Source organism: Nocardioides sp. PD653-B2 (genome assembly GCF_002117935.1).
In the GTDB taxonomy this organism is placed as follows: domain Bacteria; phylum Actinomycetota; class Actinomycetes; order Propionibacteriales; family Nocardioidaceae; genus Nocardioides.
The window spans coordinates 1-12,158 of record NZ_BDJE01000022.1 but is presented as its reverse complement, the minus strand read 5'-3'; the positions used below and the strand labels follow the sequence as shown (position 1 = coordinate 12,158).

The following is a 12,158-nucleotide window of genomic DNA, read 5'->3' as shown; positions in this document are numbered from 1 at the left end:
GCCGAGGGTTTAGCCGCCGCCGCCGCGGTGGTCCGGCGGGATCTCCTGCACCGTGGCCCACAGGGTGAAGACTCGTGCTTCGGCCTCGGTCACGCGCTCGACTCCTGCCCGGCCATAGTGCGCATCAGGCGTACGTCGCGGCGGAATGCTGATGGGAGCCCAGCGCTCTCCTCCGGATCAACCTGGTAGCCGATCAGGCCATCCTCCACCAGGTCTGCGGCGGTCTCCAGGATGCGCGCCACGCGCAGGAGAAGCGCCGGGGGCATCTGGACCGACGGCTCGTCGTAGAAGCCGGTGGTGGCCACCTGATCGTGGACCAGCAGTCCGAGTTGGCTCTGCGCGTGTGCGATCTGAGCCACCCGATCGCGGGTGTGCTCGAGATCGTCGCGCTCGACGAGGAGGATGCGGACAACCTCGCCCAACCCCGCGAAGACCCTGCCGGCGAACCTAACGGGAACCGCGGCGGTCCGCGGTGCGCTCATCAGGTCCGCACCCGGTGTCTCCTCGACGAAGCCGAAGACGATCTCCCTGGCCATGCCGACGAGGGCGTCCTCGGTGAGGTACCGGCGGGCGGTCGTGTCTGTGACGCGCATCCGCTCGGCGACGAACTGAACCCGTTCGTCGAGCAACTCGCCGGCAGCCGAGCGGGACATCGTCATGCCGAGGTCGGAGACGGCCACCAGGAGATCGTCGATGCGCTTGTCGCGCCATGATCGTGCAGCCACCCGATCAGCCGGCCACAGTGGAGTAGGGGTCTGGCGTAGGCATCACCGGGATTCTGCCATCCAGGTGCGAACGGGCGTCAGCGCCGATCGCGACGGGCGTGGGAGCTGGGAACGTTGTCGGACCGTAGGGCGGGAGCGACGGTGACGGACAGTGGGCCGGCGGCTCCAAGACACGCCGTTGTTCGGGCTGGCGCCCGCTAGCCGCGAGAGGGTTGTTCGAGTTCTCTGTCGACCCTTTCTCCCACGTGGCGCCCGGCTGCAAAGGCCGCATCCACTGCTGCCCGGGTTCGCTCCGTGCTGCTGGGCATGAGATGGGTATAGGTGCGCAGGGTGAAGCCGGGGTCGCTGTGGCCGAGGTACTCGGACACAGCGCGAATCGATTCGCCGGCGTCTAGGAGCACCGAGGCGTACCAGTGGCGGAGGGCGTGCATGCCGTTGTCACGCGATTGCTCGATGCCCACATGGGCTTGGCCGGGCTTCCAGAGCCGTGTGTTGAAGTAGTTGCGGTTGAGGGCAGAACGCTCGCGTGTGGTGAGTATGAGTCCTGCGCTCGATTTCGTGTTCGCCTGGGGCGTTCCCCACGGGAGCGTGACGCTACGTCGCGGGTAGGTGGCGAGGTGGCTGCTGAGCTCCGTTGCGACGCTCTCGGGCAGGGGGACGGTGCGGGTCTTATCGCCCTTCGGCAGGCCAAAGACGAGGCGGTTGCCTCCGAACACCTTGACTTGTCGCCTGACCTCGACGACCCCGCGGAGGAAGTCGATGTCCTCGACCGCGAGCCCGAATACCTCGCCTTGGCGTAGTCCCAGCCCGGAACCTAACGTGACTGCGATCCTGTATTGGGGCGGAAGCGCGTCGTGCATGGAGGAGACCCATTCGGACGGCCAAGGCACCACCTTGCGGCGCGACGTTGCGGGCCTTGTCACTGAACTGGCCTTGCACGGATTCTTGGCAATCATGTCGTCGTCGACCGCGGCCGAGAAGATGGCAGACACATTGGAGAAGATGACGCGCCGGTAGGTCTCGGCCATCTCCATCGATCGCAGGAGCTTCTGAATCGTCGACGGCTTGATCTGTCGCAGTTCGAGGTGTCCCAGCGTCGGGAACACGTGGAGCCTGAGTCGCAACTCCGTCGCCTCATAGGTCAGTGGACTGAAGGTCCGGTTGCCGAGCCACTCCTCGGCATAAGTCCGAAACGAGATTCTGCCGGCGTCGACATCAAGGTAGGTTCCACGGAGTTTGTCCGCCTCAACCGTGTTGCGGAACGCGACCGCCTCGGCTTTGCGTCTGAAGGTCTTGCGGCGCTGCCGCCCCTCGGGATCTCGATAGTTCACAACGTAACGAGGGCTCCCGTCGTCCACTGGCCTACCGGGACTAACGCTGGCCATGGCTGTCCTTGGCAGACTCCGACCGGGTGACTAGCAAGGCTGACGAGTATCTGCGGCCTGGTGGCGCTGGAACCGATTCCGCCTGAGGCTGATGGCCCCTCGGTTTCACTGATTCTCCTCGAGGTGCACCGTCCAATTGATCACGGTTGCTGCCCGCCAGCGCAGGTGCTTTCCGACACGGAAGCCGGCCGGGCCGTAGCCGGTCGTCCGCCAGGAGTAGATGGTCTGCTTGGTCACGCCAAGGTAGGACGCGACATCGTCGATGTCCCACAGTTCTTGGGCGTCGACCAGCCTGGGTGCTCGGCTGCCTCGGCCTCCGCGCCGCCGCGGCCCAAAGATTCCCGGTTCCACAGCCGGCACGTTCGAGTTCGTTGCCATCATCAAGCCCCTCCTCGCGGCGTTGACGGACAGTTGGTCTACGGGCACCTATGTCCGACGGCGGCGTGGGAGCGATCACGTCGGTGGAAATGATGTGGCAGCAAGATGACTCGGGCATCGCGGGGGCGGTCGCCGAACTGTGCGATGCCAGGCTGGTGGCTCGGGCAACCGACCCGGCCCGCGACCTACCCGGAGCGGCGCCTGAGGACCGTGTGGCAGGGGATGGCGCTACCCAAATTTGTACCGGATTTGTAACAGACGAGCCGCTACCAACAGCAAACGCCGCCGAACGACCAAAGGGTCGCTCGGCGGCGTTTGTGCAGGTCAGCGGCTGTTCTTTGCGGTCGTTCGGCGTTGCTGAATGACCGCAGCCGGAGGCCCGGTTAGATGTCGTAGTAGAGCTCGAACTCGTGCGGGTGCGGGCGCATCTGCACGGGGAGGATCTCCTGGGTCCGCTTGAACTCGATCCACGTCTCGATCAGGTCCGGCGTGAAGACGTTGCCGGCCGTCAGGAACTCGTGGTCCGACTCGAGCGAGTCGAGCACGGCGCCGAGCGAGGTCGGGACCTGGTCGATGTCGGCCATCTCGTCCGGCGGGAGCTCGTAGATGTCCTTGTCGATCGGGGCCGACGGCTCGATCTTGTTCTTGATGCCGTCCAGGCCGGCCAGCAGCAGCGCCGAGAAGGCGAGGTACGGGTTGGCCGACGGGTCGGGGCAGCGGAACTCGATGCGCTTGGCCTTCGGGTTCGAGCCCGTGATCGGGATCCGGACGCAGGCCGAGCGGTTGCGCTGCGAGTAGACCAGCGAGATCGGGGCCTCGAAGCCGGGGACCAGGCGGTGGTAGGAGTTCACCGTCGGGTTGGTGAAGGCCAGCAGCGACGGGGCGTGCTTCAGGATGCCGCCGATGTAGTAGCGGGCCATGTCGGAGAGGCCGCCGTACCCGGTCTCGTCGTAGAAGAGGGGCGAGCCCTCGTTCCAGATGGACTGGTGGACGTGCATGCCCGAGCCGTTGTCGCCGAAGATCGGCTTCGGCATGAAGGTCGCGGTCTTGCCGTTGCGCCAGGCGGTGTTCTTGACGATGTACTTGAACTTCATGACGTCGTCGGCGGCCTTGAGCAGCTCGTCGAACCTGTAGTTGATCTCGGCCTGGCCGGCGGTGCCGACCTCGTGGTGGGCACGCTCGACCTGGAGGCCCGACTTCTCGAGCTCGATGACCATCTCGTCGCGGAGCTCGCCGAAGTGGTCGGTCGGGGCGACCGGGAAGTAGCCGCCCTTGTACTTCACCTTGTAGCCGCGGTTGTCGTTCTCGAACGCGTCACCGGTGTTCCAGGCGCCAGCCGACGAGTTGATCTCGTAGTAGCCGGCGTTCGCCTTGGTCTCGAAGCGCACGTTGTCGAAGACGTAGAACTCGGCCTCGGGGGCGAAGTACGCCGTGTCGCCGATGCCGGTCGTCGCGAGGTACGCCATCGCCTTGCGGGCGATGTTGCGCGGGTCGCGGGAGTAGGCCTCACCGGTCAGCGGGTCGTGGATGAAGAAGTTGACGACCAGCGTCTTCGCGGTGCGGAACGGGTCGAGGTACGCCGTGGTCGGGTCCGGGAACAGCGACATGTCGGACTCGTGGATGGCCTGGAAGCCGCGGATCGACGAGCCGTCGAAGTTGAGGCCGTCGTCGAAGACCGACTGGTCGAACGACGACACGGGGACCGTGAAGTGCTGCATGACACCGGGCAGGTCGCAGAAGCGGACGTCGACCATCTCGACGCCTTCGTCCTTGACGTACTTGAGCAGCTCGTCGCTGTTCTGGAACATTCGTCCTCCTTGGCTGCGCGACGGAGGCGCCAGCCCACAAACGTGCGAGTGAGAGCCCGGTGCGGCGCTGCGCCGGGACGAGTCCGAAACTAGGCACGGACGGTTTCTTGACCGTATCGGGTTTGTTTCACCGATGTAACGGGTGGCCCGCTCCCTGGTCCTCCCCGGTGGGGACCTACGCTGGCGCCGTGACCGCGCCACCCTCGTCCGTCGAGCTGGAGACCGCGTCCTGGGGACGCCGGATGCTGGCCCTGGCCGTCGACTGGTTCGGGTCGATCCTGGTCGTCAGCCTCTTCACGCCGGTGTTCGGGACGACCGGAGGACCCGGCAGCTTCTTCGTGCTGGTCGTCTTCGTCGTCGAGTCCGCGATCCTGACCGCCACGGTCGGCGGCTCCTTCGGCAAGATGCTCACCCGCCTGCGGGTCGTGCGCGTCGCCGACGGCGGGCGGGTCGACCCCCTGCGGTCGCTGGCCCGCGCGGTCGCGGTGGCCCTGGTGATCCCGCCGCTGGTCTACCGCCCCGACCGCCGCGGCCTCCACGACGTGATTGCCGGGTCGGCCACGGTCACGCTCGAGACCCTGCGTACTCCTGCGGCCTAGGTCCCGCCGGTTTCGGGTGCCGGGTCACGGGGATGCTGCGGACATGACTCGCCTGATCTCGGTACGCCGCAGCCTCGCGGCCCTCGCTGTCACCCCCGTCCTGCTGACCGGCCTCGTGGCCTGCGGCGGTGACGACGACGGCGGCTCGACCGCCACCGACCCGGCCGCAACGTCGGGCTCCCCGGCACCGTCGGACTCGCCCGCGCCGGCCGCCGGCGGTCTCGAGGCCGGCGACAGCGTCGAGCCGGCGGACTTCGCCGACCGGATGGCCGCGGGCTTCGCGTCGATGACCACCGCCCACGCGACCATGTCGGGCGACCTCGGGAGCCGGATGCACGGCGAGGGCGACGTCGACTACGGAGGCGACTCACCCTCCTCGGCGATGACGGTGACCGGGATGATGGGCGCCGGCGACACCGACGTGCGCCTCATCGACGGCGTCATGTACCTGAACCTCGGCCAGCTGAGCAAGGGCAAGTTCTGGAAGATCGATCTCAACGACCCGAAGAGCCCCTTCGGCTCGCTCGGCTCGCAGCTCGACGTGAAGTCGTCGGTGGAGCTGCTCGAGAAGGGGATGACCTCGGTCGAGTACGTCGGGGCCGAGGACGGCCTCGACCACTTCGCGGCGACCGTCGACCCGTCGGCCCTGCTCGACGCGATGGGACCGGAGGCGTCCTCGGGAGCATCCACGCTGCCGAAGTCGCTCGACTACGACATCTGGCTGGACGACGACAACCGCGTCAACAAGCTCTCGTTCACGATGGGCAAGCTCGGCACGCTCGAGATGACCCTGTCCGACTTCGGCAAGGACGTCACCATCGAGGCACCGCCCGCCGACCAGGTCACGGACATGCCGGACATGTTCTCGAGCCCGGGCGACCCTGCTGTGTGACTAACGCCCCCGCATGTTCTGGCGCTGGCCCTTCATGCTGGTCGGCACCGGGCCCTTCGGCAGCGGGATGTTCGACCGGTTGGCGTCGAGCGCCTTGAGCCGGTTGAGGATGTCGGTCATCTCGGCCGGCTTCACCGAGCGGCCCAGCTTCTGGATGTGCCGCGTCAGCTTGGGCAGCGGCACCTGACCTTCGCCGTTGCCGCAGACGACCTCGTGGATCGGGACCTCGGAGGCGACCCGCTCGTGCTTGCGGCGCTCGCTGATCATCAGCTGGCGCAGCCGGTGCGGGTTGCCCTCGCCCACCAGGACGATGCCGGGAGGGCCCACGACGCGGTGCACGATGTCCTGCTGCTTGGTGAACGCGATGACCGGGTCGGACTTCCACCCGCGGCGCAGCATCCGCAGGGCCGCCGCGGCCGCACCGGGCTGACCCTCCATCTGCGTGTACGCCGCCTTCTGGGCGCGGCGCCCGAAGACGATCATCGCCAGCAGCGTGCCCAGCAGCAGCGCGCCGACGACCGACAAGATGATGTGCAGGATCCCGCTGCTCGGGAGCAGCCAGAAGATGACGAAGCCGACCGCCCCGCCGAGCAGCAATGAGCCGAGGACCCAGAGGCCGAGCCGGGGGTCCGACTTGCGGGCCATCCGGTAGGTCTCGATGAACTGCTTGGTCCGGCTCATCTTCTCCGGGTCGACGGGCTGGGAGTCCTTCGCCATGGTCTGCTGCTGCCTCGTTCTACTCAAGGTTCGACTCAGGGGATTCAGGCGGTGGCGCCCGCGCGGGCGTCCATGGCCTGACGGTACAACCGACCGGCGCGGTACGACGAACGCACGAGCGGGCCGGACAGGACACCCGAGAAGCCGATCTCCTCGGCCTCGGCCGCCATCTCGACGAACTCCTCGGGCTTCACCCAACGCTCGACGGGGTGGTGCCGCGCCGAGGGGCGCAGGTACTGGGTGATCGTGATCAGCTCGCAGCCGGCCGAGTGGAGGTCGCGCAGCGCCTGGTGGATCTCCTCGCGGGTCTCGCCCATGCCGAGGATCAGGTTCGACTTGGTGACCAGGCCGAAGTCGCGGGCCTGGGTGATCACGTCGAGCGAGCGCTCGTAGGTGAACGCCGGACGGATCCGCTTGAAGATCCGCGGCACCGTCTCGACGTTGTGGGCGAGCACCTCGGGCCGCGACTCGAACACCTCGCGCAGCAGGTCGGGCTTGCCGTTGAAGTCGGGGATGAGGTTCTCGACACCGGTGCCGGGGTTCAGCTCGTGGATGGCGCGCACGGTCTCGGCGTACAGCCAGGCGCCGCCGTCCTCGAGATCGTCGCGCGCGACGCCGGTGATGGTGGCGTAACGCAGCTCCATCTTCTGCACCGACTCGGCGACCCGGCGAGGCTCGTCGCGGTCCAGCGGCTGCGGCTTGCCGGTGTCGATCTGGCAGAAGTCGCAGCGGCGGGTGCACTGGTCACCGCCGATGAGGAACGTCGCCTCGCGGTCCTCCCAGCACTCGAAGATGTTGGGACAGCCGGCCTCCTGGCACACCGTGTGGAGTCCCTCGGACTTCACCAGGCTCTGCAGGTGCTTGTACTCGGGGCCCATCTTGGCCCTCGTCTTGATCCACTCCGGCTTGCGCTCGATCGGGGTCTCCGCGTTGCGCACTTCGAGTCGGAGCAGCTTGCGTCCTTCTGGGGCGGGAGCTTGCGTCACGGGAGCCAGCCTACGCGGGGTCCCCAGCGCGGCTCAGGGCACGTCTCGCCGGCGGAACGACACCACCGACGCACCCATCACCACGACCAGGGCGACGCCGTAGTAGCCGACGCCACCCCAGGCCGACAGGTCCCGCCGCTCGTCGCACTCGGAGTCGGGCTCGGGCTCGCTCGACCGGGGTCGGGAGTAGCACGACTGGGGGACGTCGACGTAGTACGTCGTGCCGTTCTTCACGATCGCCGCGACGTTCTTCTGCGGCTGCCAGTGCTCGCTGAGGCCCAGCAAGGCGATCAGCAGCCCGCCCGCGATCGACACCACGAAGAGCACCCCGATCGTCGCCACCGTGCTGCGGAAGAGCATCGTCAGGGCGTAACCACCGAGTGCCGCCGCGGCGGCGAATCCGGCGCCGCGCAGGCCGTAGGCCAGCGAGTCGGTGAGCGACCCGTCGACGATCGGCAGGTCGCGGACCTTCATGGTCATCCACATGCTGAGCCAGTACGCCGTGCTGACGACGGCCGCGGTCAGCAGCGACACCAGCGTGACCGCGAGGGCCTTGGCCGTCCAGATCCGGCCGCGCCGCGGCTCGAAGAGCAGCTGGTTGCTCATCGACCCGCTGGCCCAGTCGTGGCCGACGAAGGTGGTGGCCGCCACGAGCAGGATCGCGGTCAGGACGGCGACGACGCCCATCCCGGCGCCGCCGGTGCGCTCGCGGGCGAGCGAGAGCTTCTCGCGGCCGGTGTACCAGCTGACGATCTGGTCGGTGCACTGCTGCTCGGTCGAGCCCGGCGGCAGGCCCATGCGGCGCGGGTGATCGACGCACTGGGAGATCTGCTGGGCGTTCGAGTCGATGACGGACTGGATCTCGGACTCGGACACCGGACGGGTCGACCAGATCCGGGCGAGCGCGATCACGGCGGGCAGCACGACCGCGGCGATCAGCAGGACCAGCACGGCGCGCCGCCAGCGCAGCCGGGTCAGCTCGACGAGGAGCAGGCGCGGGCTCATCGGTCGCCGCCCAGCTCGGTGCCGGCGGTCAGCTCGAGGAAGACCGCCTCGAGGTCGCGGCGTACCGGCGTCAGCTCGGTCAGCCAGATCCCCGCGGCTCCGAGCGCCCGGGTGACCTCGGCCGGCCGGTCGGTGTCGACCAGGAGCCCGTCGCCGACGCTGAAGCCCGCCTCGGTGAGCACTCGTCGGGCGGCGTCCGGGTCGGGAGCACCGACGCGGTACGCCGTGCTCGCGCCGACCAGCTCGTCGACCTGGCCGGAGGCGAGCATCCGGCCGTTGCCGATGATCGTCGCCGAGGTGCAGACCTGCTGGACCTCGGCGAGGATGTGCGAGCTGAGCAGCACCGTGACGCCCGATGCGCCGAGATCACGGATGGTCTCCCGGATCTCGCGGATGCCGGCGGGGTCCAGGCCGTTGGTGGGCTCGTCGAGGATCAGCAGGTCGGGCTGCTTGAGCAGCGTCGCCGCGATCGCGAGCCGCTGCTTCATGCCCAGGGAGTAGGACTTGAAGCGGTCCTGGTCGCGGCCGGTGAGGCCGACGGTCTCGACCGCCGCGTCGACCTGGCTGGTCGGGGCACCGATGGTCCGGGCGAGCAGCGTGAGGTTCTGGCGGCCGGTGAAGTGGGGCGAGAACTTCGGGCTTTCCACGACGGCGCCGACCCGGTCGATCACCGAGGGGAGCAGTCGGGGGACCGGCTGGCCGAACAGCCTCATCTCGCCGTGGGTCGCCCGGGCCAGGCCGAGCAGCATCCGGATCGTGGTGGTCTTGCCGGAGCCGTTGGGCCCGAGGAACCCGTGCACCCCGCCGGCGGGCACCGCCAGGTCGAGGTCCTGGACCGCGACCCGCAGGCCGCGGCGGGAGCGGAACTCCTTGTGCAGGGCGGTGGTCTCGATGACCAGCTCACTCATGGATGTTCCCCCGAGTCGTCATGTGGGCGTCGGTCACGACGTACTGACGATCCAAACAGGCCAGAGGTTGCGACCGTGGAGGACGCGCCGTCAGGGGGTGAGCAGCTGGATGCGGGGGTACGTCGCCGGGTCCGGGCGCGCGTCGTAGTCCGGGGTGGCGTCGTACGGCGTCCAGGCGAGGTAGTGGCGCAGGTGCCGCTCGACGACCGGGAGCACCTCGGCGACCGTGACGTCGCGACCGAGCTCCTGGCTCAGCGAGGTCACGCCGGCGTCGTCGATGCTGCACGGGACGAACCGGTCGAACCACGCGAGGTCGACGTCGCAGTTGAGGGAGAAGCCGTGCATGGTGACGCCGCGGCTGACCCGGATGCCGAGGGCCGCGATCTTCCGTTCTGGTCTCGCGGCTTGTCCGGAGCCTGTCGAAGGGTCGTCGGCACGCAGCCAGACGCCGCTGCGGCCGGGCACGCGGGCGGTCGTGACCCCGAGGTCGGCGCAGACGTGGATCAGCGCCTCCTCGACCCGGCGCACGTAGTCGACGACCTTGACGTGGTCGGGCAGTGCCACGATCGGGTAGCCGACCAGCTGGCCGGGCCCGTGGAAGGTGATGGTGCCGCCGCGGTCGACGTCGATGACGGGGGCTCCGTGCGGGTCGAGCGGCCGGTCGTGGGGCTGGGTGCGCTTGCCGGCGGTGAAGACGGCCGGGTGCTCGAGGAGCAGCGTCGTGTCGGCCTGCTCGCCGTCGGCCACCCGCTGGTGCACCTCGCGCTGGAGGTCCCACGCCGCGAGGTAGTCGAGGGTGCCGATGGTGCGGAACTCCAGCTCGCTCACGCCGTCGAGCCTACTGCCGCACCCAGGAACGCGAGCTCGTCGGGCAGATCCGGCGGCTCAGCATGGGGACCAGTGTCCTGTGGAGAACCTGCTGGGAAGTGGGCGGCACGGGTAGGAGACGCCGATGACCGCCTGGTTGTTGTCCCTCTGGCTCTCCCTGTGCGCACCCGCCGCGCCGCCACCGGAGGTGGAAGCGGCCGCGATCCTGCACGCGTGGGACGACCGGCGGGCGCAGGCCTGGGCGGACGGGGACGTGGACGCGCTGGGTGACCTCTACACCGCGGGGTCGCCGACCGGCCGGGCCGACCGGTCGATGCTCCGGTCCTGGCGCGACCGGGGGCTGCGGGTCGAGGGGCTGGAGACGCAGCTGCTCGCGGTCCGGGTGCGGGACCGGTCGGGCGATCGGCTCGCCCTGGTCGTCACCGACCGGCTCGCCGGCGGGACGGCTGTCGGCGTCGGCGTACGCGTGCCGCTGCCGAGGGACGAGCCGTCGACGCGGCGGGTGGTGCTGCGGCGGGTCGCGGGGGAGTGGCGGGTGCGCTCCGTCGTCTGAGCGCGGAGCGCTCGGTCAGCTGAGCCCGGTGCGCACGATCTCGTCCACGGTGCGGTCGCGGAACGTGTAGCCCGCCGCCTCCAGCACCGCAGGCCGGACGTTCAGCGAGCCGAGCACCTCGGGTGCCATCTGTCCGCCGCCGAGCTCGATCGCGAAGCGCGGCGCCGGCAGGAACGCCTTGCGGTGCAGCGCCCGGGCGAGCGCTTCGGTGAACTCGGCGTTGGTGGGCGTTTGCGGCGAGCACAGGTTGACCGGACCGCTGACCGCGTCGTCGTCGACCAGGTGGGCGACCCCACCGACCCAGTCGCGCAGCGAGATCATCGCCATCCGCTGGCGGCCGTCGCCGAGCTTGGCGCCGAGGCCCGCCTTGAACAGCAGGCGCAGCTGCTTGAGAGGCGCGGCGCGGCGGTCCATGACCGGCGCGGTGCGCAGGATGCAGACCCGGGCGCCGGCCTCGGCCGCGGGGTCCGCCGCGGCCTGCCACTCGCGGGTCACGTCGGTGAGCAGCGAGTCACCGCGGCTGTCCGACTCCTCGGTGAGCAGCTCCTGGCCGTGGTCGCCGTACCAGGAGATGCCGTTGCCGGCGAGGAACACGGGCCGGCGCTCGCTGGCGGCGATCGCCTCGGCGAGCACCCGCGTCGTGGTCACCCGGCTCTCCCGGAGCTCACGGGCCCAGCGGCTCGAGTGGGGGTTGCCCGCGGTCGGCGCCCCGGCGAGGTTGACCACGACGTCGGCCCCCTCGATCACGGCAGGGGCGTAGACACCGGCGTACGGGTCCCAGCTCGACTCGTCCGGCGCCGACGTCGGCCGGCGAACCAGCGACACCACCGCGTGACCGCGCCCGACCAGCTCAGCGGTGAGGTGCTGTCCGAGGAACCCGGACGAGCCGGCGATCACGATCGTCCGGGAAGTCATGCCCTCACCCTTCCATGGTGGCCAAGCCGGACCGTTCTCCACAGAGCGGAATGACGCGATCGCGGGGGTCGCGGTACACCCGGGTGTGTCCGTGGAGCACACCGGCCCGCTCTCGTGGCAGCAGCGCGCCTGGGCTGCAGTTCTCCGCTGCTGGCCGGCCGCGCTCCACGGCCGGTCGGCGATGCGCGCCCACGAGGGGCCGGGGCGCCGCGATGCGGACGAGTCCTTGATCCACGTCGCGGTCGATCGGCACCGGAACCTCGCCGACCCCACCGGCGTGCGAGTGCATCGGGTGTCGCACTTCGAGGAGCGCGCCCAGTGGAACGTGGGGCCGCCGAGGATGCGGTACGACGACACCGTGCTCGACCTCGCCGTGGCCGAAGGGACGTGTTCCGTGCTCGAGCACGGCGAGCTCGACCGGCGGCACCGATCCGGTGCGCAAAGTGCGGTGGCCCGGAT

The 12,158-nt window shown here is 69.3% G+C and carries 13 protein-coding genes and 1 pseudogene; 4 read left to right on the top strand and 10 right to left on the bottom strand.

What is annotated here, in order from left to right:
* Nucleotides 1-89: 89 nt before the first annotated feature.
* From PD653B2_RS09640 to glnA, 4 genes are all read right to left on the bottom strand, one after another.
* The gene (locus tag PD653B2_RS09640) at nt 90-725 is read right to left on the bottom strand and encodes a hypothetical protein (protein ID WP_165763405.1); all 636 of its coding nucleotides are present in this window, start codon (nt 723-725) and stop codon (nt 90-92) included.
* 197 nt (nt 726-922) lie between these two features.
* Nucleotides 923-2,056: a site-specific integrase gene (locus PD653B2_RS09635; protein ID WP_242665220.1), complete on the bottom strand. Its 1,134-nt coding sequence runs from the start codon at nt 2,054-2,056 to the stop codon at nt 923-925.
* Between the two features lie 159 nt (nt 2,057-2,215).
* The gene (locus tag PD653B2_RS09630; RefSeq protein ID WP_085872166.1) at nt 2,216-2,491 is read right to left on the bottom strand and encodes a helix-turn-helix transcriptional regulator; all 276 of its coding nucleotides are present in this window, start codon (nt 2,489-2,491) and stop codon (nt 2,216-2,218) included.
* Nucleotides 2,492-2,871: 380 nt separating this feature from the next.
* Complete coding sequence (glnA, locus tag PD653B2_RS09625) at nt 2,872-4,296, bottom strand: type I glutamate--ammonia ligase (RefSeq protein ID WP_085872267.1); 1,425 nt, start codon at nt 4,294-4,296, stop codon at nt 2,872-2,874.
* 188 nt (nt 4,297-4,484) lie between these two features.
* On the opposite strand from glnA, the gene PD653B2_RS09620 reads away from it, so the two are divergent.
* Both PD653B2_RS09620 and PD653B2_RS09615 read left to right on the top strand, forming a co-directional pair.
* Nucleotides 4,485-4,895 carry an RDD family protein gene (locus tag PD653B2_RS09620; RefSeq protein WP_242665219.1) on the top strand — a complete coding sequence of 137 codons (411 nt, stop codon included), beginning with the start codon at nt 4,485-4,487 and terminating at the stop codon, nt 4,893-4,895.
* Nucleotides 4,896-4,938: 43 nt separating this feature from the next.
* Nucleotides 4,939-5,787, top strand: coding sequence for a hypothetical protein (locus tag PD653B2_RS09615; protein WP_085872164.1), 849 nt, complete (start codon nt 4,939-4,941; stop codon nt 5,785-5,787).
* Here PD653B2_RS09615 and PD653B2_RS09610 read toward each other — a convergent pair whose 3' ends face one another.
* The 5 genes from PD653B2_RS09610 to lipB all read right to left on the bottom strand — a co-directional run bounded on the left by PD653B2_RS09610 (nt 5,788) and on the right by lipB (nt 10,231).
* Nucleotides 5,788-6,504 carry a DUF4191 domain-containing protein gene (locus tag PD653B2_RS09610; RefSeq protein ID WP_085872163.1) on the bottom strand — a complete coding sequence of 239 codons (717 nt, stop codon included), beginning with the start codon at nt 6,502-6,504 and terminating at the stop codon, nt 5,788-5,790.
* A 44-nt stretch (nt 6,505-6,548) separates the two neighbouring features.
* Nucleotides 6,549-7,490 carry a lipoyl synthase gene (gene lipA / locus PD653B2_RS09605; RefSeq protein ID WP_085872162.1) on the bottom strand — a complete coding sequence of 314 codons (942 nt, stop codon included), beginning with the start codon at nt 7,488-7,490 and terminating at the stop codon, nt 6,549-6,551.
* Nucleotides 7,491-7,523: 33 nt separating this feature from the next.
* Entirely contained in the window at nt 7,524-8,495 is a 972-nt protein-coding gene (locus tag PD653B2_RS09600; RefSeq protein ID WP_085872161.1) for an ABC transporter permease subunit, read from the bottom strand.
* Complete coding sequence (locus tag PD653B2_RS09595) at nt 8,492-9,403, bottom strand: ATP-binding cassette domain-containing protein (protein ID WP_085872160.1); 912 nt, start codon at nt 9,401-9,403, stop codon at nt 8,492-8,494. Before PD653B2_RS09595 ends, PD653B2_RS09600 begins: the two co-directional genes overlap by 4 nt.
* Before the next feature lie 90 nt (nt 9,404-9,493).
* Complete coding sequence (gene lipB, locus PD653B2_RS09590; protein ID WP_085872159.1) at nt 9,494-10,231, bottom strand: lipoyl(octanoyl) transferase LipB; 738 nt, start codon at nt 10,229-10,231, stop codon at nt 9,494-9,496.
* A gap of 124 nt (nt 10,232-10,355) precedes the next feature.
* Here lipB and PD653B2_RS09585 point away from each other — a divergent pair, with 124 nt between their 5' ends.
* A complete protein-coding gene (locus tag PD653B2_RS09585) occupies nt 10,356-10,784 on the top strand; it encodes a hypothetical protein (RefSeq protein ID WP_085872158.1) in 429 nt (142 codons plus the stop codon).
* Nucleotides 10,785-10,799: 15 nt separating this feature from the next.
* Here the strand turns inward: PD653B2_RS09585 and PD653B2_RS09580 are convergent, their stop codons facing one another.
* Nucleotides 10,800-11,699: a TIGR01777 family oxidoreductase gene (locus PD653B2_RS09580; protein ID WP_085872157.1), complete on the bottom strand. Its 900-nt coding sequence runs from the start codon at nt 11,697-11,699 to the stop codon at nt 10,800-10,802.
* 181 nt (nt 11,700-11,880) lie between these two features.
* Here PD653B2_RS09580 and PD653B2_RS09575 point away from each other — a divergent pair.
* Nucleotides 11,881-12,158 (top strand): annotated as a pseudogene (locus PD653B2_RS09575) (hypothetical protein); the annotation flags it as partial.